This window comes from Pseudomonas fluorescens, from assembly GCF_902497775.2.
GTDB lineage: Bacteria > Pseudomonadota > Gammaproteobacteria > Pseudomonadales > Pseudomonadaceae > Aquipseudomonas > Aquipseudomonas putida_F.
Window position 1 is genome coordinate 1606037 of record NZ_OZ024668.1, and the last position, 19318, is coordinate 1625354.

The window sequence follows — 19318 nt, forward strand, 5'->3', positions numbered from 1 at the left end:
TCAGCGCCCGCGGTAGGCCCCGGGCGCGCAGGCAAACCAGCGCAGGCAGGCGCGGTGAAAACTCTGCACGTCGCTGTAGCCGAGCTGGTCGGCGATCTGCACCAGCTCCAGCTCGCTGCCGTGCAGCAGGTCTTCGGCACGGTAGCGGCGGTACTCGTCCAGTAGCTCCGAATAGCTCCAGCCCAGCGCTTTGAGGCGCCGGGCCGCAGTGCGCTCGAGCAGGTGCTGGCTGCTGCAGAACGCCGGCCAGCGCTCGCTGTCGGCCAGGCTCACGGCCAGGTGGTCGCTGGCCAGTTCCAGCAGGGTCGGCTGGCTGTTGCGCTGGGTCTGTTGCAGCAACTCCACCAGCAACTGTTCCAATGCCTGGTTACCCGGTGTCAGTGGCTGTTCGAACACTTGCGGGTCAAGGCGGATGCCGTGCTCGGCATGGCCCCAGCTCACCGCTGTGCGCCAGGCTTGTGGATGTATGCGGGTGTCGGCCGGTGCCGGATGCGCCAGTTCGATGGCGATGATCGGGTCCTGTTCCAGGCCGCTGGCCAGCAGCTTGCGGCGCAGCAGGCTGCACAGGCTGGTGAGCATGTAATCGGTGATCGGCGCGGTGGCCTTGAGGCTGCCGCAGTCCTGCAGGCGCAGGCTGACCTGGCCCGCGCTGCGCTCGATGCGGGCATGGAAATGACCGTTGAAAAACGGAAAGTACTCGACAAAGTAGGCGCAGGCGCTGTCCAGCGAAGCGGCGACATCGAACAGGTAGGTCAGGCCATTGGTGGCGGTGGAGACAAAGCGCCGGCCAGCGGCCAGGCCGATAAAGGGGTCGTGGGTTTCACTCAGGGCCAGGGTCCAGAAGCGCCGTGACAGCACCAGCGGTACACGCAAGAACGGCGTGCGCAACTCGAACAGGCTGCGGCGAAATACCGCCTCGATCAGCGCCAGGCTCACCCCTCGATGCTGCAGTTCCTCGATGGCCGGCAACAGGGTCGGGGCATAGAAGGCATTCGGTGGCACTGGTTTCATGAGCGGCTCACCAGCAGTTGTTGGTCGACACTGAGGATAGCGTCGATCATCGCCTGCGCCGCTGGCGTCAGGCTGTCGCCGGCGCGGCTGACAATGCCGTATTGCAGCTGCAGGTCCGGGTCGTTGGCGTCGAGGTCGGCGAAGGTCAGCAGGGCAATCTCGCCGGCCTCGACCCGCTCGTGCAAGGCTTCGGCGGTGGCCAGGCCAATGGCGTCCGAGCGCATCACCACCCGGCGAATGGCGTCGAACTGGGCGCATTCGACACTGGTGACAAAGTCCTGGGTGCCCTGGGCGCGGGCGAGGATCTTGCGGATCATCGGCGGTATGCGCGTGCCTGCAATCGGGTAGTCGAGCAGGGCGCTGAGCTCAAGCTCACCGTGCCCGGCCAGTGGGTGCCCGGCCCGGCAGAAAAACCGCCCGCGCCGTGGCCGCAAACCCTGCACCTGGTAGCGCGGGTCATCCTTGAAGTAGCGCGAGTCGGCCACCAGAAACTCGATCTGCTGCTCCCTGAGCCAGGTGCCCAGTTGCTCCCAGTCACCCTGATGAAAGCGCGCGCGCACCAGCGGGTGGTCATGGATGAATTGCGCCAGCGCCTCGGGCACCAGCAGTTGGGCCGGGTAGGGGCCGCTGCCGAAACTCAGCTCGCCGCCTTCCAGGCCGTTGTACTGCAGCAGCTCGTTGTGCAGGCTCTGGCTGCTGGCCAGCAGGCGCCGGGCGTGTTGCAGCACCAACTGGCCTTGGCCGGTCAGGCGAAACTCGCGGCTGCCACGCTCGACCAGGGCGCAATCCAGATCGCGCTCCAGGGTCTGGATGCTGCGGCTGAAGGCCGGCTGGCTGAGGTTGACCGCATCGGCAGCACGCACGAACCCACGGTAATCGGCCAGGGCCACGAAGTGGCGAAGTTGTCGAAGGTCCATCATGCGTCCCCTGCATGCAGCAGATACTTTTTATGCATTTGATCGATAGTGTAGCGGCTGGCATAACTCATGGCCTGATCATTTTGCGTGACCTGCCATGCCAGCTTCGCCTTTTGTCTGCGCCGCCTTGACCCGTACCCTGGTCGCTCACGCCCAGGGCTGCGGCTTGCCTGTGAACCTGCTGTTGCAACGGGCCGGGATCGAACCTGCGCAGTTGCATGGGCAGGGGCAGATCCCGGCGGCGCAGGTCGAGCAGTTGCTGCAGGAATGCGAGACCGCCGGCGCCGGTGATGCGTTTGGGTGCGAGCTGGTACCGGGTATGGCCACCCATTCGCTGCAGGGGCTGAACATACTGCTCGACTCAGCTGCCACCGTTGGCGACAGCCTGGCGTGTTTTATCCGCTACCTGCCGCTGGTGACCAACTGCCTGCTGGTCAGCCTGGAGGCGTCGAGCCTGCACCTGCGTCGCTACCAGCATCAACCGCATCACTACATGCTCGACGCCGCGGTGCTGAGCCTGGTACGTAACATCGCCCGGCGTGCCGGGCGTACACCGGCGCAGATGTTCACGCAGGTTGGCGTGTTGCCACAGCAGGCGGCCGGGCGCTGGTTGCAGGACTGGGGCGTGGCGGTGGTCAGTGGCCAATGGCTGAGCCTGCAGCTGGCGCCCGGCGCTCTGGAATTGACCTTGCCCGGCGCCAACGCCTTCCTGCATCAGGGCATGCTGCGCCAGTGGCAAGGGGCGGGCCTGGCCGAGGTGCGCGAAGACAGCCTGCACCTGGCCCGCCACTGGCTGGCGGCCGGCGACCAGCCCATCGAGCGGATTGCCCAACGGCTTGGCTATCGCCAGCCGAGCAATTTCATTCGTGCCTTTCGCAAGCAGTTCGGGGTCACCCCCAAGCAGTTTCGCCTGAGCGGCTTGCAGCCGGCCTAGCGGCACATTTCACAACGCCCAGATGATCGTTTTTTGTCGTGCGCCGCTTGCGTGTGGCGGCGGGCGCTTGGGCATCTTGATCGAGCTTGATCCCTATAGGAGCTCGATAATGACAACAACAAGCTCAACTCCATCACCCCTGCTGTTGAGCCTGCTGGCGGCCTGCGCAGTGCCGGCCCAGGCCGCCAGTTTCGATCTCAACGAAGACTGGAGTTTCACCACCCGCAGCACCTTGAGCCTGGGCAGCAGTTGGTCGACCCAGAGCCCCGACCGGCACCTGATGACCCGCGCCAATGCCTTGCAGGCCCAGGGCGTGAATGCCGATGGCGCGGGCGTAAGTGCCGACGACAATCGCCTGAACTTCAAGCAGGGCGATCCGATCTCGCAGACCTTCAAGGGCCTGACCGATTTCAGTCTCGACGGCCAGGGGCAGGGCGCCTTCCTGCGCCTGAAGTATTGGTACGACCATGCCTATGAAGCCCGCGACGGGCGCTTCAAGGATTTCGACGACAGTGGCTGGGATGACCTGGCCAAGTTCCAGGGCCTGGAGGTGCTCGACGCCTACCTGTGGAAGGACCTGGAAGTGGCTGGCCACCCACTGAGTTTCAAGCTCGGCAAACAGGTGCTGTCGTGGGGCGAGGCGCTGTTGATCCAGAACGGCATCAACGTCATCAACCCGCTGGACATCACCGCCTTCAACCGCCCCGGGGTCGAGATCAAGGAAGGCCAGTTGCCGGTGGAGATGCTTTCGTTCAGCTTCGGTGTGTCCGACACCCTCAACCTTGAAGGCTTCTACCAGTACAACTGGCGCCCGAGCGTGCTCGACGGTTGCGGCACCTTCTTTGCCGGCAGCGATGTGATCCAGCCGGGCTGCGGGCCGCTGTACCTGGGCCAGGTGCTCACCGACCAACAGATGCAGGCCAGCGGTCTGTATGCCAGCGCGCGTGGCAACGAGTCGCCGTCCGACAGCGGCCAGTTTGGTTTCGCCCTGCGCCAGATGCTGCCGGCGCTCAACGATGCCGAGGCGGCGCTGTACTTCATCAACTACCACTCGCGCCTGCCGTACCTGACCCTTGATGCGCGCAACACCTCGCTGCCAGGGAATTTTCCCGGGGGCGGGCAGGGGCCTTCCTATGCTGCGGCCTTCCCCGAGAACATCCGCCTGTACGGGCTGAGCATCAACGGCGTCGAGCCCAACAGCGGGGTGTCGCTGGCCGCCGAGCTCAGCTATCGGCCGAACATGCCGCTGAGTTACAACGCCCCGGATGTCACCACGGCGGTGGTCTCCGGTGCTCCCGGCAACGCCTGGGTGCAGTTGCCTGAGGGCTTCAACAATCGCGCTGGCGATCGCTTCGATGGCTGGGAGCGCAAAGGCGTGTGGCAGGTGACCACCTCGGCGACCCAGGCTATCGACAACGTGCTGGGCGCCACCCGCCTGAGCCTGTTTGGCGAGGTGGGCGTGGTGCATATCGACGGCCTCGGCGACGAGCGCCTGGGCCGTAATGCCGCCTTTGGCCGCAGCGCGCCGCGCAATGGCAGCGCGTGCAACAGTGTGGCCTCCGGGGTGACCAACCGCTACTGCACCGACAAGGGTTTTGCCACCGACTGGTCCTGGGGCTATCGCCTGCGTGCCAGCCTTGAGTACAGCGATGTGTTGCCCGGCGTGAACCTGATTCCGGCCGTCAACTGGCGCCATGACGTCGAGGGCTATTCCTACGACCCGCTCGGGCCGTTCCAGGAAGGCCAGCAGGCCCTGGGCCTGAGTCTTACCGCCAACTACCTCAACGACTACAGCGTGGAGCTGGCCTACAACAGCTTCTTCGGTTCCAACGACTACAGCACCCTTGATGACCGCGACTTTGCTTCGGTCAGCTTCAAGGTCGATTTCTAAGGAGAACAATAAAAATGCGCATCCATCCCCTGTTGTTGGCCCTGACCTGCGTCAGCGCCCTGGCCCAGGCCAAGAGCAATGACCTTGGCTCCCTGGACAAGACCCTCACGCCCATGGGCTCGGAGCGCGCCGGCAATGCCGATGGCAGCATCCCGGCCTGGACCGGCGGCCTCGACAAAAGCGCCGGTACGCTCGACGGCAACGGCGGCTACAGTGATCCCTTCGCCAGTGAAAAGCCGCTGTTCACCATCACCGCGCAGAACCTCAGTCAGTACCAGGCAGCGCTGAGCCCCGGGCAATTGGCGATGTTCAAGCGTTATCCGGCCAGCTACCAGATGCCGGTGTACCCGAGCCACCGCAGCGCCCGTTTACCAGCGTCGATTCTCGCGGACAGCCGCACCAACGCCGGCAAGACCACCCTGGCCGACGGCGGCAACGGCTTGCACGACTATGCCCGGGGTATCCCGTTCCTGCTGCCGAGCGAAGGCATGGAAGTGATGTGGAACCACATGACCCGCTGGCGCGGTGGCAGCTACGAGCGCTTCAGCAGCATTGCCCTGGTGCGCGAGAACGGCGCGGTCAGCTACATCCGTGCGCAGTCGCTGGTGAGTTTCGCCGAAGCCGTGACCGGCCTTGAACCCAATGCCAACATGCTGTTCATGTTCAAGAGCCGGGTACTGGAGCCGGCGCGTCTGGCCGGTGAGACCGTGCTGGTGCATGAGCCGGTCGACCAGGTCGTGGAGCCGCGTGCCGCCTGGCAATACCTGCCGGCCCAGCGCCGGGTGCGGCGGGCGCCGATGCTGGCCTATGACAACAGCGCGCGCTACAGCAACGGCCTGATCACTGCCGACAATATCGATGGCTTCAACGGCGCGCCGGACCGCTTTGACTGGAAGCTGATTGGCAAGCAGGAGCTGTACATTCCCTACAACAGCTATCGTTTGGGCAGCCGCTCAGTGAAGCTCGATGAACTGGTCAAGCCCAACCACATCAACCCGGCCTATACCCGCTATGAAAAGCACCGGGTGTGGGTGGTCGAAGCCACGCTCAAACCCGGTGCCCGGCATATCTACAGCAAGCGCAGGTTCTATGTGGACGAAGACAGCTGGCAGATCGCCCAGGTGGATCAGTACGACAGCCGCGGCGAGTTGTGGCGCAGCGCCGAACTGCATGCGATCCAGCACTATGATCATGACTTTACCTACAACGTGCTGGAAACCTCGTACGACCTGATCTCGGGGCGCTACTACGCCGGTGGCTTGAGCAATGAAGAGAAGGCGCCGATGCGGGTCGGGTTTACTGCCAAGACCGATGACTACACCCCTTCAGAGTTGCGGCGCTGGGCCAAGTGACACGAGCCCTGCGGGCCCGATCACAGCTCAAATCAGTGTTGCAGCGAGTCGAGGGTCAAGCCGGCCAGGTAGACCACCTGCGGGTCGGGATCATTGAGGCATTGCTGCAGTGCGGCCAAGGCGGGTGCCAGCTTGCGCTTGCCCAGCCGGCGGTTGTCGAGCACACAGGCGCCATGGCGGCGGATGGCAACATGCTCAGACGCCAGGCCGCGCACCGCTTCCTCGATATCGCTGTTGCTGATGGTGCAGTAGCTGGAGCCCGGCTTGATCGTCTCCTCGGCGTCCGCTGCGCACTGCGGATAACGCTGCAGCAGGGTTTCAAGGGGGCGGTAATCCAGTACCAACCCCTGCGCGCCCTGATCCCGAAAAGCCCTGAGGTTGGCGCAGCAGCCGGCCACCGAAAAACTCGCCAGTTGTGCATCAGCGGCCTGCGCCAGCAACCAGTCAAAATCGCCCAGGTAACCCAGCGCGTTGGCACTCCACCTGCGTGTGCTCGGCTCTTTGCCGTTGACCACCTGCAGGCGCAGCGCCGCTATTGCCGACGTGTCGGCCACCCCGGCCAGGCCCAGAATCATCGCCGCGCGCCAGTGCTCCGGGCCTTTGTGCAGCATGTGCACCAGCGCAGCCGTTGCACCGGCGCCACGGGCAATCAACCAGTGGCTGGCCTCTTCACCGTCAATCGGATGGGGACGGGTGAGGCAGCTCAGGTAGTAGCTCACCTGCTGATCGTCTGCCAGCGCGGCAACGCGACGACGCTCCTGTTCGGTGGCGTCCTGTTCGGGAAAATGGTGCAGAAACTGGCGTGGCGACAGGCTCTTGGCCGCAAGCTGCGGCCCGCCGTACTCATCATGGAAAAACACGATGAAGTCCTTGGCTACCCGTGGATCTTTGGCGTAAATGCGGTTGAGGGCCTTGGCGGCGCGGGCTACCGTCTTCAGAAAGCGCTGCTCGGCCGTTGCCCAGGCTCCCGGCCCGGCGCGATTGGCATAGGTCTGCAATGGCGCTTCAAGGGCGCTGAGGGCGGGGTTGGCGTAATCGTCCAGCAGCCAGTCCCAGCGCCAGTCCGGCGGATTCCAGCGCACGCCCCAGAAGCCTTCATCCTTGCGCCGGGGATGATCTTCCTCCAGCGCCGCCGGGCTGTTGGCGGCAAACGACGGCAAGTCGATGACCCGTTCCTCTTCCCGGTAGCTGGCATGAAAGGCGGCGCCATACAGTGGCCCGACACCTTCGTCGAGCAGCGCCTCGAGGGTTGCCCGTGCCGAGTCGACCAGGCTGCTTTCCAGGGTTTTCCAGTCCATGCTTTATCGCACCGGCTGCCGTGGTCGTTGCGGGCGCAGAAAATAGCCCATGAAAAACGCAATCATCACCAGCATCGCGCCCAGGTCGGTGTTGCCGCCAGGTCCGACGAACTGAAACAACCCGGTGCCCATGACAATGCCAGAGGTAACACACAGGACAAACCACACGGCTTTCTTGAGAAACTTCACGATCGATCGACATCCCTGCCCGAAAAAACCAAAGCCCGACCGAGGTCAGGCTTGAAGGCGGCCAACTTGGCCTAGGCACGGGCGTCTGTCAACTTCGCGGTTGCTAACCGCCAACGGTATCGATATCGGCATCCTCCTGGTTGCGCCGCCAGACCCTGCCCAGGCTTAACGACGGCTTAACCGTGTGGGCTTTACCCTGAGGGTCCTCCCTTCAAGAACCTTTGGCCCACCTCGGTGGGCCTTTTTTGTTGCCGAAAATTACAAAGCACATACGGAAACAAAATCCCGCAAATGCAGTCTTAGTTTATACCTTCCCTACCGCTCTGCGGATCAAGGACCCTCAGTGCTGAAACAGCTGACGCAAATCGCCGTGATCACCAGCGTACTGGCCGCCTCCGGCTGCTACTACCACGATTACGACCGCGACGATTACCGCCGTGGCGACCGTGACCATCGTTACTCCCGTGACTGGGACGACCGCGACGACCACGACCATCGCAAGTACGACAAGCGCTACCGCGATGATGACCGCTACCGCAACTACGATCATGACCGCCGTCGCGACCGTGACGACGATGATGACGACTGATCGCCCCTGCTGTTCCTTTAACCCCCGAATTTCCTGAGGCTAACAATATGCGTATCTCATTACCTGCATTGACGCTGGGTATCCTGCTCTCCCAGGGCGCCATGGCCGCCGGGGACGGTACCGCTGCCGTTGGCGGTGGCCTGGGCGGGGTCTTGGGTAACGTAGTCGGTCAACAACTGGGCGGCAGCACCGGCGCCGCCATTGGCGCCGGTGTTGGCGGTGCAGCTGGTAGCGCCGTCGGCGCCCGCAAGGGCAACCGCACCGAAGCTGCAATTGGCGGCGGCCTGGGTTCGGCCGGAGGCTCGGTGATCGGCAACCAGTTGGGCGGGCGCACTGGCTCGACCATCGGCGCCGGCCTGGGCGGTGCGGCGGGTGGCGCCCTGGGCAACAACATCGCCGACGACGACCGACATGATTCCGGTGGGCATAAACACAAACACAAGCGAAAGCACAAACACCGCTGAAAAAAAGCCCGCATATTGCGGGCTTCTTCATTCACGGAGGGATGTTGAGCCTGGACTACAACCGCTCACACAGAAGCGGCGGAGTTTTCAGGGGTGAGGCGGGGAGCCGTCATTCGCCTGACAGCGCACACACCCAGCCAAGCAAACGACATCAGCCACAGGTAGTACCCCCAGGTAAATCCGGTCACGACAAACTTGCCTTCTTCATCCTGCCAGGTGATCAGTTGCCACTGCACCGACAACCCCGCGAGTAAGGCGAGCAGGGCGTAGATCAGGCTGCGTAGACCGCTGCGGCTGCGGTAGGCGGCCAGAAAAAACGGGTTCGCCAGCCACGCGGGGTAGCCGTAGAGCATCGCCGGCAAGCCCAGAATCAGGGCATGGAAGCCGGAATTGACATCGTTGCTGTAGACCTCGTGCAACCAGTTGTGGTCTTCGCTGTACACCGCCGGCAGCACCAGGCTCAGCAGGTACAGGAGCAGGGCCAGGTGACGCCATTGCGGCCGAGGCGGGCGCCATTTGATCATCGCGGCAACTCGATTCGCGCCACCAGGCCGCCGCCCTGGCGGTTGCGTAGCAGCAGCTCGCCGCCTTGTTCACGTACCGCTGAGCGCGCCGATGACAGCCCCAGGCCGACGCCACCGGTATCGCGGTTGCGCGAGGACTCCAGGCGAAAGAACGGCATGAATACCTGCTCCAGCGACGCTTCGGCAATCCCCGGGCCGCGGTCACGGATTTCGATGACGATGGCGTGGGCGCTGCTGCTCAACTGCACCTCGGGCTCGCAGGCATACTTCAGGGCATTTTCCAGCAGGTTGGTCACGGCGCGTTTCAAGCCCAGCGGCCGACCGTGGAACACCAGATTGGCCGGGCCTTCGAAGGCCACATTGATCTGCTGGTCGCGGTAGTCGTCAACCAGGGTTTGCAGCAGCTCGGCAAGGTCGAACGGGGTGGTTTCTTCCAGTCGGGTCTCATCGCGGAAGAAGCCCAGCGCGGCGGTAATCATGCTCTGCATTTCATCAACGTCACGGAACAGCTTGCGTTGTTGTTCCGGGTCGTCGATGAATTCGCCGCGCAGGCGCATGCGCGTCAAGGGGGCACGCAGGTCATGGGAGATGGCGGCGAGCATCTGCGTGCGTTCGGCCACGAAGTGCTGGATCTGCGCCTGCATGGTGTTGAAGGCGGTGATCGCCTGGCGCCATTCATGCGGGCCTTCAAGGCTGATCGGCGGCGCGCGAAAATCACTGCCAAAACGCCGCGCCGCACGGGCGAAGCGCTGCAGCGGCCCGGCCAGTTGACGGGTGCCGACCCAGGCCACCAGCAGCGCGGCAACCAGGGCCAGCACGCCGATGATGGTAAAGCGCATGGCCGAACTCAGGCCCCAACTGCGGTACGGCGGGGTGAAGGCCAGCCAGCTGCCGTCGTTGATCTGCATGACCAGTTTGTAATGGGCATCGGGGCTGTCTGCCGGCCAGTCGCTGGGCTGGAAGCCCTCAAGGTGTCGCGGGCTGTCGGCCAGCAGGCGCTGCAGCGGTGGGGCCTCTTCGAGGGTAATCCGGGCACCGGGGCCGGGCAGTTGCAGGTCGGCGCGCTGGCGGCTCCACTGCACCTCCAGCAGCGGGTTGCTGGCTGCGCCGGCGAGCATCGGGCGCAGTTCTGGCGGCGCGGCTTCGAGGGTGCGGGTGGTGACGGCGATCTGTTCGAGCAGGCCGGTCTGGGTCAGCGGCGGCCGCGCCCAGACCCCGGCCAGCTGGACGAACAGCACATTGAGCGCCACCGAGGTCAGCATTGCCGCGATGATGGTCAGGGCAATGCGCCGGCTGATGCTGTCGCGGCGCAGGTCGAGGCGAATCATGAGCGACTGACCTTGGCGCTGAACAGGTAACCGCCGTTGCGCACGGTGCGGATCAGTTCCGGGCGCTTGCTGTCGGGCTCGATCTTGCGCCGCAGGCGGCTGACCTGCACATCGATGCTGCGGTCGAAGGCTTCATGGCCCTGGCCGCGGGCCAGGTCAATCAGCTGCTCGCGGGTGAGGATGCGCTGCGGGTGTTCAAGAAACACCAGCAGCAGGTCGAACTCACCGGCCGACAGCGGCACCATCACCCCTTCAGGGGTGCGCAGTTCGCGCCGGGTGACGTCCAGTTGCCAGTCGTCGAAATGGATCAGCGGGCGGGTTTCTTCCTGGTTCGGCCGCAACTGTTCGCCGGCCCGGCGCTGCACCGCGCGCAGGCGGGCGAGCAGTTCGCGGGCATCGAAAGGTTTGCCCAGGTAGTCGTCGGCGCCCAGCTCCAGGCCGACGATACGGTCGCTGAGTTCGTCCATGGCGGTGAGCATGATGATCGGGATGCCGGTGTTGGCGCGCAGCTTCTGGCACAGGCTCAGGCCGCCTTCGCCGGGCAGCATCAGGTCGAGGATGATGATGTCCGGGCGATTGTGCTCGATGGCGGCCCACATGGCCTCGCCATTGCCAGCCAGGTCGACGTCATAGCCGTGGCGAAGAAAGAACTTCTTCAGCAGGGCGCAAATTTCCATGTCGTCATCGACAATCAGCAGTCTGCTCACGTGTTGGTCCATGGGCGGAAAAAGTGCGTATCTAAAACCATTCTGCGCTGCCGGTCATTTATTTCAATCTCGCAACATTCGTGCAATCGCGACACAAACGGGACATCAGCCTGCAAAAGCGCGCGGGCACTCTGTGGCCAGTTCAAACCAGGGAGTTCTCCATGCCGGCTACACACCCGATCGGCGGCTTCGACAGCAGCCAGTCACTGACCCTCGACCTGCGCACCCAGGAAATGTGGCGCAATGCGCTGCTCAGCTACCAGGACTCGCGCCTGGGCTTGTCCAGCGATGGCAGGCACATGGTGCTCAGCCACTACTTCGAGCGTTACAGCCCGACCAGCAGCCAGTGGATGGAGTACAGCTACAAGATCCCCCTGGTTGAACTGGTGCACTGGATCATGAGCCAGGGCGAGCTGCACGTCGACCGTTCGACCAGCACGCCGACCCCGGCCAACGACGGCTTTGGAGGTTGAGCATGCGCAAACAATTGATCGTGCCGCTGCTGAGTGCCGCGCTGCTGCTGGCCGGCTGCAGCCAGAACAAGGTCAGCCCCAAGGAGTACTCGGGCTTTTTGCGCCACTACGACCAGTTGAGCGAACACAAGACCGCTTCCGGTGAGTCGGTGCTGCGCTGGGTCAGCCCCAAGCTGCGCATGGAACGCTACAGCCAGGTGTACATTGCGCCGAGCCAGTTCTACCCCAAGCCGCAAGCCAGCAAACGCATCCCCGCGACCACCCTGACGGCGGTCACCCGTTATTACGACGCAGCGCTCAAGCGTGAGCTGGGCAAGGTCCTGAACCTGGTCTCGGAGCCCGGTCCGCACACCTTGATCATCCGCCCGGCGATCACCTCGGTGGGCGCCCATACCCAGGCGCTGCATTACTATGAATACCTGCCGGTGACCCTGGTCGCGGCAGGGGTCAGCAGTGCCGTGGGCATTCGCGATCTGGACAGCGTGATCGCCACCGAAGCGGCGTTCCTCGATGGCGGCAGCCGCGCGGTAGTCGCCGAAGTGGTACGCAAGGGCACCGGTTTGCCGCTGGAAAACGACGATCAGGTGATGACCGCCGACAACCTCAAAGTGGTTCTCGACGGTTGGGCCCAGGACTGGCGCCAGGCCGCCGAAACCCTCAAGCAGCAAAAGCTCAGCGCCGCTACAGGGCAAAAATCCACGGCACCATGATCACGCTGACCACCATCACCAGCAGGGTGAAGGGCACGCCAATTTTGACGAAGTCGCCGAAGCGGTACTGGCCGGGGCCGAGCACCAGGGTGTTGACCGGCGACGACACCGGGGTCATGAACGCCGCCGAGGCGGCCAGGGCGACGATCATCGCGAAGGGGTAGGGCGAGGCGCCCAGTTGCTCGGCGGTGGTCACCGCCACCGGGGCCATCAGCACGGCGGTGGCGGTGTTGGAGATGAACAGGCCGATGATCGCGGTGATGGCGAACAGGCTGGCCAGAATCACGTAGGGCCCGGCACTGCCGAGCATCTGCACCAGGCCATGCACGGCCAGGGCGATGCCGCCGGTTTTCTGCAGGGCCAGGGCGAACGGCAGCATGCCGACGATCAGCACCAGGCTTTGCCAGTGGATGGCCCGATAGGCGCTGTTCATGTCGATGCAGCGCCCGGCGCCCATCAGCAGGCAGCCGATCAGCGCGGCAATCACGTTGGGCACCACGCCGCTGACCATCAGCCCGACCATCACCGCCAGGCTGATCAACGCGTAGGGCGCGCGGCTTCCGGCCGGCGCGACATTGTCGATTTCTGCCGGCAGGCTCAGCACCAGGAAGTCCCGTGGCTGGGTCTGCAACTGGCGAATGGCTTTCCAGGTGCCGATCACCAGCAGGGTGTCGCCAAGCTTGAGCTTTTCTTCCACCAGTTGCTCTTCAATGGCGTTCTGGTCGCGGCGCAGGCCCACCACGTTAAGGCCCCAACGGCTGCGAAAGGTCAGTTCCAGCAGGCTCTTGCCGATCAGTTGCGAACCCGGCGGCACCGCCACTTCGGCCATGCCCACTTCCTGGGACTGGTCAATGAAGTAGGCCGCCTTGAAGTGCAACGGCTCCAGTTGCATGCTCTGGCACAGGCTGCGCAGGTCGTCCTTGGGCGCGAACAGGTCAAGCAGCAGCACGTCGCCTTCGTGCACCGTGGTGCTCGAATCGGGGCTGAGCACGCGGGTGGTGAACTTGTGCTGGCGCTCGATGCCCACCACGCTGGCGCCGTGTTCGGTGCGCAGTTTCAATTCGCTCAGGCTGTGGCCAATCAGTGGCGAGCCGGGGCGCACGCGCAGGCGGCGTTCGCGGCCGGCGAGTTTGTAGTCGATGATCAGGTCGAGCAGGGTGCGGCGGGTTTGCGCGCTGCCGTCCTTGCGCACTTCGCCGCCGAGCCAGTGGCGGGTCAGCAGCATGTAGCCGACGCCGAGCAACAGCACCACCAGGCCGAACGGGGTAAAGCTGAAGAAGCTGAAGCCGCTTTCGCCATGGCGCACCAGTTCGCTGTGCACCACCACGTTGGGCGGGGTTGCCACCAGGCTGAGCATGCCGCTGATCAGCCCGGCGAAGGCCAGCGGCATCATCAGGCGGCTGGGCGCGACCTGCATGCGCGCGGCGATGCTCAGCACCACCGGAATGAAGATCGCCACCACCCCGGTGGAGCTCATCACCGAACCCAGCCCGGCCACGCAGACCATCAGCAACACGATCAGCCGCGCCTCGCTGTTACCGGCGCGGTCGGCCATCCACTCGCCGATGCGGTAGGCGATGCCGGTGCGCACCAGGCCTTCGCCGATCACGAACAGGGCGGCGATCAGCACCACGTTGGGGTCGCTGAAACCGGCCAGGGCTTCCTGCACGCTGATGATGCCCAGCAGCGGCAGGGCGACGATCACCAGCAGGGCGACCACGTCCATGCGTGGCCGGTTGGCGATGAACAGGGCCACGGCGGTAAACAGCAGGCCGAGGACCCAGAGCAGTTCGTGATTCATGCAGTCATCCTGAGACGTGAAGGCTGCAAGTCTGGCAGAAATTCAGCGCGATTTTGTTGATGTGCTGCAGCGGGCGCGGCACTGCGGGGGATTGGTGGTAGAGTTGCCGCCGCTTTTTATCATTCAGGGAAGAACGTTTTGGACCAGAACACCAGCAACTGGAAGAGCACCGCCGTGGCGCTCGGGTTTATTGGCTGCATCACGCTGATCGGCTACATCATCGACTACACCTCCAAGATCAATGTCTTTCTGATCTGGGATTTCAAAGCCTACTCCTACATCGCCACCTGTTTCAGCCTGGTGGCCCTGTCTTTGCTGGGTACGTTCCTGCTCAATCACCACAACGTCGACACCAACGTATTCGGCGGCTTGCTGGTGTTGGTGATGGCGGGTATCTCGCAGATGATTTTCGGCGTCGAGGCATCGGTGATCATGTGCCTGGCCGGGCTTTACGTGGCGGGGGTGATAGGGCTGATGAACGGCATGGCCAACAAGCGTGCAGTCGAAGAAGATGAGGATGCCGACGAGGGTTTGTAAGCTAGCCGGTGCCTGCCTGCTGGCGCAGCACCTTGAGGTCGCGGGTGTCCATCACATAGGTGCGCGCCAGCCAGTCGCCGGGCCGTTGGCAGTGACGCGACTCGGCGCACAGCCACACCACGATCAAGCCGAAGGCGGCCTCGAACGGCCGGGTGATGCCGCGTACCAGCGCTTGCAACAAGCTCGGCGGCTGACCGGCGCGGTTGATCACGCTCAGCCCGAACAGCAGCTTGGCGGGGGTTTGCCCGCGCATCAGGTATTCAAATAGCGGGAAGTACAGCAGTTGCATCAGCAGCATGCCGTCCTCGCCGTGGCCAAAGCCTAGCAGGGCCAGCGCGAACCAGGCGCCGAGGGCGAGCAGGGTATCGAGCAGCCAGGCGCCGATGCGGCGGATGATCAAAGTGGTGCGGGAGACGTGCATGGTGATTGCGCTAATCCTTGCGGTGTGGGGCGATGGTCGCATTCCTGGCGCTGTAAAGCACGGTCTGGTTGGCGAGGCGTTGCCCTGCATCCGGGGCAAGCCCGCTCCCACTTCTTGAGCCAATGGATTAATACTTATAGCCAAGGAGTATTTGCTTATTGTCGCCAGTGCTTTAACCATGCGTATTGGATCCACGGCAAGGATGCGACTCAATGGCCAAGCATATTGTCATTGTGGGCGGCGGCGTCGGCGGTACGATGCTGGCCAATCAACTGGTGAGCAAGCTCTATCCGGAAGTGCTCCGCGAGCAGGTGCGCGTGACCCTGCTGTCCAACTGTGCCGATCACTACTACAAGCCCGCGTTCATGTACGTGGCCTTCAACCAGTTCTTCGAAAACGAGTTAAAGCGCCCGCAGCGCTCTTTGCTGCGCCCGGAAATCGACTTCCAGGTGCAGGAAGTCACTCGCTTCGACTTCGCCGCGCAAACCCTGCACACCCGTTCGGGCAAGCGCTACGGCTATGACTTTCTGGTGATCGCCACCGGCTGCGTGCCGGCTCCGGAGCGCATAGAGGGCCTGCAACAGGCGGGCGATCATTTCTACCAGTACGAGCCGGCGCGACAGCTGGCACGGCGCCTGGCGAGCATCGAGAAGGGGCGTATTTTCATCACCGTGTCCTTTCCGCAAACCCCCAACGTCCCGCACCAATGCGGCATCGCCCCGGTGGAAACCACCCTGATGCTCGACGACTACCTGCGCCAGCGCGGGGTGCGTGACAAGGTCGAGATCATCTACACCTACCCGACCACCGCGCAGCTGTTGCGCAATTGCCTGTTTTTGCAGCGGCCCACCGGTGAGATTCTGCCGAGCATTTTCGAGCAGAAGAACATCCGCTTCCAGCGCGGTTTCACCCTGAGCAGGGTTGACCCCGAGCAACGCATCGCCTACTCCGAAGAGGGCGACGCCCAGCCGTTCGACATCCTCATGGCCACGCCGCCGATCCGCGCCGTCGACGCGGTGCTGCAAAGCGGCGCCTCGACTGCGCCGAACAACGAAGGCTGGTTGCCGACCAACCATGAAACCCTGCAGGTCTATGGCCTGCAGGGCGTCTATGTGATCGGCGACAGCGTTGACCTGCCGATCAGCAAGGCCGGCGGTGCCTGTCACAACCAGGCACCGGTGATTGCCAACAATATTGCCGGTGAAATCCGCCTGGGCAGCACCTGCGCGGTGTACGACGGCAAGGTTCAGGCCGCGGCGCAGATGGGCCTGGGGGCCGGCATGCCGCTGTGCTACGACTACCGCCACGATGTTCTGCCGACACCGCCGACCAAGCTCGGTAGCCTGCTGCGCAATGGTTTCAACCGCGGCCTGTACTGGGCCGTGGCCCGAGGCATGCTTTGACCCGATCACGGGAGGAGCTGACACCCATGGATGCAACCGATTCACCCGCGGTAATCACCGGCAATGCGGGCCTGGAGGCTTTGCTGCGCAAACTGCAACCGCTGCTCGACAGCGGCCGTCTGGACAACGTGGTCGACCTGCTGTCGCTGAGCGCCGACCTCGTTGACTTGCTGGATGCGGCGATGATCGAAAAACTCGCGGGGCTGTTCGAGGAGGCCACGGCCCTGAGCTGGAACCTGGGCAATGCGCTGCGCATGGCCTCGGCGCAAACCCGCAATGAACCCACCCCCCCCAGCCTGTATGGCCTGCTGTTGCTGCTAAGAGACCCGCACACCCGTCGAGGGCTTGCCCTGGTACTCAGAGTATTGAATGTCATTGGACGACAGGATTGATCGCACGGAGCTAGAGGACCACCGTCATGCTCGAACAGCGTAAACGCATCACCCCACCCAGCGCCAACAGTGCCTGGGACCCGAAAGGCTACCTGCAATTTGCCCGCCTGCGCGAACGCCCGGTGCTGGAGTTGCTTGACCACCTGCAGCTGGAATCGCCCGACTGCATCTATGACCTGGGCTGCGGCACCGGCATCGCCACGCGCCTGCTCGCCGAGCGCTGGCCACGGGCCGAGCTGTTCGGCATCGACAGTTCGGTAGAGATGCTCCAGGAGGCGCTGGCCCTACCGATCAGCGTCAACTGGCTGCATGTCGATGTCAGCCAGTGGCAGGCGCAAAAGCCGGCCAACCTGCTGTTCGCCGCCGCCGTGCTGCACTTTATCGAAGACCACGAAAGCCTGCTGCCGCGTCTGCTCGGGCAATTGCAGGAGGGCGGCTGCCTGGCCGTGCACATGCCCAACTGGCGCGACGCGCCCTGGTACCAGCTGATGCTGCGCGCCCTCAGCGAGCCCGGGCCCAGCGGCCGGCCATTAGGGACGCTGGAGCTGCGCAAGTTCATGGCTTCGCGCAATGTGCTGGCGCTGGACAGTTACTATCGTCTGTTGGCGCCGCTGACCCGCGAGCTGGATATTTGGGAAACCGAGCACCTGCAGGTGGTCGAGGGCAACTCGCCGATCTTCGACTGGGTCAAGGTTTCGGCCCTGCGCCCGGTGCTCACCGCCTTGGACGATACCGAGCGCCAAGCCTTTCTCGACAAGTACCTGAAGCTGTTGCACGCGCACTACCCGCAGGAGGACGACGGCCGCACGCTGTTCCCGTTCAAGCGCACCTTCATCGTTGCCACGCTGTGAGTGCGCGTCGAGTCAGCGCCGGGCAATGTCGTAGGGCAGCAGCACCACGTCCAGGGTCAGGTCCACCGGCAGCGAAACGATAAAGGCGGCCGGGCACACCAACGTGGGCCAGCAGTACTGCAGGTAGGTCGGGGCAAAGAGCATGGCGACATTCGAGCGGCTGCCCATGAAGGCACCATCGGATGGGCGCTCGGAGTAGTAGCCCGAACCCCGGCCCATGATCGAGCCGCAAGCGCAGAGGGCGAGGGTGCTGCTGAGCAGCAGGCAGGCGAGGATTCTGATGATGCGCTTCCTTGGCAGGTGAAACCGGTGCTTTATGCATCCGGGTTGTCTCTTTGACGCCCGGGCAATGCTACAGTCACGTCTTTTTTCTGACGAGGATGAGTCATGCGGGTAGTAATGGCGATGGTCGCTGCAGCGTTGTTGGCCGGGTGTGCGTCTTCGGCCATGGAGGCGGCGCGCGGACAGGCGCCGACCAAGGCGTTCACTTCGAGCAAGTCGGCGGATGTGGTTGCCCAGTGCATCCAGTTCGGCTGGCAGGAAGAAGCAGTGTTCGGCGTCGATGCCAGCGGCTACCTTGAGCCTGCCAAACAAGGCGGCTTCACCGTCTACACCCGCGAGGCGGAGTCCTTTGCCGACATCAAGTCCCTGGGCGCCAGCACCGCCGTGAGCTACTACGCCAAGCACAACGACAACGTCGCTCTGCGCCGTATGGCGGCCCTGGCTACCTGCCTGTAGCGCTGTCTAGCGCGGCATGTACCTGAGCTGCCAGCGCCGCGGGATCTTCAGCGAGATCACGCCCAGCGCGGCGGCCAGCAGAGCGCTGAACAGCAGGGCGGCCAGATCGAAGGCCTGCTCCAGCAGCACCCCGAGTACGGCGCCGACGAACATCCCGGTCCAGGGAATCAGCTGCACCCGCCAGCCTTGCCGGCGCTCGCCCAGCAGCGCCCGGCCCAGGCCCCGGCCAAAGCGCGAGAGGGCGCCGGTGACGTAGGTCAGGCCGATCGGCAGGCCGTTCACTTCCTCGACCACAGCGTTGATCATGCCCATGGCGGTGACCGCCGACACCAGTGCCGGCAGTTGCAGTGCGCTGGGCAGCACCGCCGCCAGGGCCAGCAGCGCGGCGATGATCAGCAGCAACGGGCACGGGCGGCGGCCGCTCAGGCGCGCGATCACCACGCCCAGCGCGTTACCCAGCACAAACGCCAGCAACACCGCGCCGATGCGCAGGATCGGCGCGAGTTCGCCTGCGCCCAGCGAAACCGCCAGGCGTGTGGTGTTGCCGCTCATGAACGAAACGAAATCGCCGGTGGCCATGAAGCCGATGGCGTCGGTCATGCCGGCCAGCACCGACAGCGCGGCGACAAAATACAGACCGACCTTGCCGCGCAGGCGGGCAACCTGGGCAGACGTAGAGGTGGAGGTGGAACTTGGCAGCATCCTTGGCGCTCCCGATAAGCGAAGAGTGGGCTTAGCCTGCGTCATTGGCCACTCGACCATCAGCGCCAGGGTGTCCTGGTCGGGGC

The 19318-nt window shown here is 64.0% G+C and carries 23 protein-coding genes; 12 read left to right on the forward strand and 11 right to left on the reverse strand.

Annotated features, from left to right (window positions below; genetic code table 11):
• A complete protein-coding gene (locus tag F8N82_RS07405) occupies positions 1-1011 on the reverse strand; it encodes an AraC family transcriptional regulator (RefSeq protein WP_038994607.1) in 1011 nt (336 codons plus the stop codon).
• Positions 1008-1928: a LysR family transcriptional regulator gene (locus tag F8N82_RS07410; RefSeq protein WP_038994608.1), complete on the reverse strand. Its 921-nt coding sequence runs from the start codon at positions 1926-1928 to the stop codon at positions 1008-1010. Before F8N82_RS07410 ends, F8N82_RS07405 begins: the two co-directional genes overlap by 4 nt.
• A 97-nt stretch (positions 1929-2025) precedes the next feature.
• Between F8N82_RS07410 and F8N82_RS07415 the strand changes: the two genes are divergently transcribed.
• The 3 genes from F8N82_RS07415 to F8N82_RS07425 all read left to right on the forward strand — a co-directional run bounded on the left by F8N82_RS07415 (position 2026) and on the right by F8N82_RS07425 (position 6105).
• On the forward strand, positions 2026-2862 hold the full coding sequence (locus F8N82_RS07415) for an AraC family transcriptional regulator (protein ID WP_038994609.1): 837 nt from the start codon (positions 2026-2028) through the stop codon (positions 2860-2862).
• A 109-nt stretch (positions 2863-2971) separates the two neighbouring features.
• Positions 2972-4753: a DUF1302 domain-containing protein gene (locus tag F8N82_RS07420; RefSeq protein ID WP_038994610.1), complete on the forward strand. Its 1782-nt coding sequence runs from the start codon at positions 2972-2974 to the stop codon at positions 4751-4753.
• Between the two features lie 14 nt (positions 4754-4767).
• Positions 4768-6105, forward strand: coding sequence for a DUF1329 domain-containing protein (locus tag F8N82_RS07425; protein ID WP_038994611.1), 1338 nt, complete (start codon positions 4768-4770; stop codon positions 6103-6105).
• Positions 6106-6137: 32 nt separating this feature from the next.
• Here the strand turns inward: F8N82_RS07425 and F8N82_RS07430 are convergent, their stop codons facing one another.
• Positions 6138-7403: a DUF4303 domain-containing protein gene (locus tag F8N82_RS07430; protein WP_052251420.1), complete on the reverse strand. Its 1266-nt coding sequence runs from the start codon at positions 7401-7403 to the stop codon at positions 6138-6140.
• Positions 7404-7406: 3 nt separating this feature from the next.
• A complete protein-coding gene (locus tag F8N82_RS07435; RefSeq protein ID WP_141231035.1) occupies positions 7407-7592 on the reverse strand; it encodes a hypothetical protein in 186 nt (61 codons plus the stop codon).
• A gap of 343 nt (positions 7593-7935) precedes the next feature.
• Here F8N82_RS07435 and F8N82_RS07440 point away from each other — a divergent pair, with 343 nt between their 5' ends.
• Entirely contained in the window at positions 7936-8181 is a 246-nt protein-coding gene (locus F8N82_RS07440) for a hypothetical protein (RefSeq protein ID WP_052251421.1), read from the forward strand.
• 47 nt (positions 8182-8228) lie between these two features.
• The gene (locus F8N82_RS07445) at positions 8229-8645 is read left to right on the forward strand and encodes a glycine zipper domain-containing protein (protein ID WP_038994612.1); all 417 of its coding nucleotides are present in this window, start codon (positions 8229-8231) and stop codon (positions 8643-8645) included.
• Between the two features lie 65 nt (positions 8646-8710).
• On the opposite strand, the gene F8N82_RS07450 is transcribed toward F8N82_RS07445, so the two are convergent.
• From F8N82_RS07450 to F8N82_RS07460, 3 genes are read right to left on the reverse strand one after another with little or no spacing between them, the layout of a single operon-like run.
• Positions 8711-9169, reverse strand: coding sequence for a hypothetical protein (locus tag F8N82_RS07450; protein ID WP_038994613.1), 459 nt, complete (start codon positions 9167-9169; stop codon positions 8711-8713).
• A complete protein-coding gene (locus tag F8N82_RS07455; protein ID WP_038994614.1) occupies positions 9166-10497 on the reverse strand; it encodes a sensor histidine kinase in 1332 nt (443 codons plus the stop codon). The genes F8N82_RS07450 and F8N82_RS07455 overlap by 4 nt, the downstream gene beginning before the upstream one ends.
• Entirely contained in the window at positions 10494-11204 is a 711-nt protein-coding gene (locus F8N82_RS07460) for a response regulator (protein WP_038994615.1), read from the reverse strand. Before F8N82_RS07460 ends, F8N82_RS07455 begins: the two co-directional genes overlap by 4 nt.
• A 161-nt stretch (positions 11205-11365) precedes the next feature.
• Between F8N82_RS07460 and F8N82_RS07465 the strand changes: the two genes are divergently transcribed.
• A complete protein-coding gene (locus F8N82_RS07465; RefSeq protein WP_038994616.1) occupies positions 11366-11677 on the forward strand; it encodes a hypothetical protein in 312 nt (103 codons plus the stop codon).
• 2 nt (positions 11678-11679) lie between these two features.
• Positions 11680-12387, forward strand: coding sequence for a DUF3313 domain-containing protein (locus tag F8N82_RS07470; RefSeq protein ID WP_038994617.1), 708 nt, complete (start codon positions 11680-11682; stop codon positions 12385-12387).
• Here the strand turns inward: F8N82_RS07470 and F8N82_RS07475 are convergent.
• Entirely contained in the window at positions 12359-14188 is a 1830-nt protein-coding gene (locus F8N82_RS07475) for an SLC13 family permease (RefSeq protein ID WP_038994618.1), read from the reverse strand. The two genes, F8N82_RS07470 and F8N82_RS07475, sit on opposite strands and share 29 nt — an antisense overlap.
• A 138-nt stretch (positions 14189-14326) precedes the next feature.
• Between F8N82_RS07475 and F8N82_RS07480 the strand changes: the two genes are divergently transcribed.
• The gene (locus tag F8N82_RS07480) at positions 14327-14725 is read left to right on the forward strand and encodes a hypothetical protein (protein WP_052251422.1); all 399 of its coding nucleotides are present in this window, start codon (positions 14327-14329) and stop codon (positions 14723-14725) included.
• A gap of 1 nt (position 14726) precedes the next feature.
• Here F8N82_RS07480 and F8N82_RS07485 read toward each other — a convergent pair whose 3' ends face one another.
• A complete protein-coding gene (locus F8N82_RS07485) occupies positions 14727-15146 on the reverse strand; it encodes an RDD family protein (protein ID WP_038994619.1) in 420 nt (139 codons plus the stop codon).
• 212 nt (positions 15147-15358) lie between these two features.
• On the opposite strand from F8N82_RS07485, the gene F8N82_RS07490 reads away from it, so the two are divergent.
• From F8N82_RS07490 to F8N82_RS07500, 3 genes are read left to right on the forward strand one after another with little or no spacing between them, the layout of a single operon-like run.
• Positions 15359-16549, forward strand: a complete 1191-nt coding sequence (locus tag F8N82_RS07490; protein ID WP_038994620.1) for an NAD(P)/FAD-dependent oxidoreductase — start codon at positions 15359-15361, stop codon at positions 16547-16549.
• 26 nt (positions 16550-16575) lie between these two features.
• Positions 16576-16941 (forward strand): DUF1641 domain-containing protein, encoded by a 366-nt coding sequence (locus F8N82_RS07495; protein WP_038994621.1) that lies wholly within the window; start codon positions 16576-16578, stop codon positions 16939-16941.
• A gap of 26 nt (positions 16942-16967) precedes the next feature.
• Positions 16968-17792, forward strand: coding sequence for a methyltransferase domain-containing protein (locus F8N82_RS07500; RefSeq protein ID WP_038994622.1), 825 nt, complete (start codon positions 16968-16970; stop codon positions 17790-17792).
• Positions 17793-17804: 12 nt separating this feature from the next.
• Here F8N82_RS07500 and F8N82_RS07505 read toward each other — a convergent pair whose 3' ends face one another.
• On the reverse strand, positions 17805-18011 hold the full coding sequence (locus F8N82_RS07505) for a YceK/YidQ family lipoprotein (RefSeq protein ID WP_052251423.1): 207 nt from the start codon (positions 18009-18011) through the stop codon (positions 17805-17807).
• Between the two features lie 168 nt (positions 18012-18179).
• Here F8N82_RS07505 and F8N82_RS07510 point away from each other — a divergent pair, with 168 nt between their 5' ends.
• Positions 18180-18530: a hypothetical protein gene (locus tag F8N82_RS07510; protein ID WP_038994623.1), complete on the forward strand. Its 351-nt coding sequence runs from the start codon at positions 18180-18182 to the stop codon at positions 18528-18530.
• A 6-nt stretch (positions 18531-18536) separates the two neighbouring features.
• Here F8N82_RS07510 and F8N82_RS07515 read toward each other — a convergent pair whose 3' ends face one another.
• Positions 18537-19232 carry a YoaK family protein gene (locus tag F8N82_RS07515; protein WP_038994625.1) on the reverse strand — a complete coding sequence of 232 codons (696 nt, stop codon included), beginning with the start codon at positions 19230-19232 and terminating at the stop codon, positions 18537-18539.
• Positions 19233-19318: the final 86 nt, after the last annotated feature.

Coding starts and splice junctions, on each gene's coding strand:
- F8N82_RS07515 (WP_038994625.1), bottom strand. CDS start 19,232: ATGCTGCCAAGTTCCACCTCCACCTCTACGTCTGCCCAGGTTGCCCGC.
- F8N82_RS07510 (WP_038994623.1), top strand. CDS start 18,180: ATGCGGGTAGTAATGGCGATGGTCGCTGCAGCGTTGTTGGCCGGGTGT.
- F8N82_RS07430 (WP_052251420.1), bottom strand. CDS start 7,403: ATGGACTGGAAAACCCTGGAAAGCAGCCTGGTCGACTCGGCACGGGCA.
- F8N82_RS07420 (WP_038994610.1), top strand. CDS start 2,972: ATGACAACAACAAGCTCAACTCCATCACCCCTGCTGTTGAGCCTGCTG.
- F8N82_RS07500 (WP_038994622.1), top strand. CDS start 16,968: ATGCTCGAACAGCGTAAACGCATCACCCCACCCAGCGCCAACAGTGCC.
- F8N82_RS07415 (WP_038994609.1), top strand. CDS start 2,026: ATGCCAGCTTCGCCTTTTGTCTGCGCCGCCTTGACCCGTACCCTGGTC.
- F8N82_RS07485 (WP_038994619.1), bottom strand. CDS start 15,146: ATGCACGTCTCCCGCACCACTTTGATCATCCGCCGCATCGGCGCCTGG.
- F8N82_RS07410 (WP_038994608.1), bottom strand. CDS start 1,928: ATGGACCTTCGACAACTTCGCCACTTCGTGGCCCTGGCCGATTACCGT.
- F8N82_RS07495 (WP_038994621.1), top strand. CDS start 16,576: ATGGATGCAACCGATTCACCCGCGGTAATCACCGGCAATGCGGGCCTG.
- F8N82_RS07455 (WP_038994614.1), bottom strand. CDS start 10,497: ATGATTCGCCTCGACCTGCGCCGCGACAGCATCAGCCGGCGCATTGCC.
- F8N82_RS07505 (WP_052251423.1), bottom strand. CDS start 18,011: ATGGGCCGGGGTTCGGGCTACTACTCCGAGCGCCCATCCGATGGTGCC.
- F8N82_RS07425 (WP_038994611.1), top strand. CDS start 4,768: ATGCGCATCCATCCCCTGTTGTTGGCCCTGACCTGCGTCAGCGCCCTG.
- F8N82_RS07405 (WP_038994607.1), bottom strand. CDS start 1,011: ATGAAACCAGTGCCACCGAATGCCTTCTATGCCCCGACCCTGTTGCCG.
- F8N82_RS07450 (WP_038994613.1), bottom strand. CDS start 9,169: ATGATCAAATGGCGCCCGCCTCGGCCGCAATGGCGTCACCTGGCCCTG.
- F8N82_RS07475 (WP_038994618.1), bottom strand. CDS start 14,188: ATGAATCACGAACTGCTCTGGGTCCTCGGCCTGCTGTTTACCGCCGTG.
- F8N82_RS07445 (WP_038994612.1), top strand. CDS start 8,229: ATGCGTATCTCATTACCTGCATTGACGCTGGGTATCCTGCTCTCCCAG.
- F8N82_RS07470 (WP_038994617.1), top strand. CDS start 11,680: ATGCGCAAACAATTGATCGTGCCGCTGCTGAGTGCCGCGCTGCTGCTG.
- F8N82_RS07465 (WP_038994616.1), top strand. CDS start 11,366: ATGCCGGCTACACACCCGATCGGCGGCTTCGACAGCAGCCAGTCACTG.
- F8N82_RS07490 (WP_038994620.1), top strand. CDS start 15,359: ATGGCCAAGCATATTGTCATTGTGGGCGGCGGCGTCGGCGGTACGATG.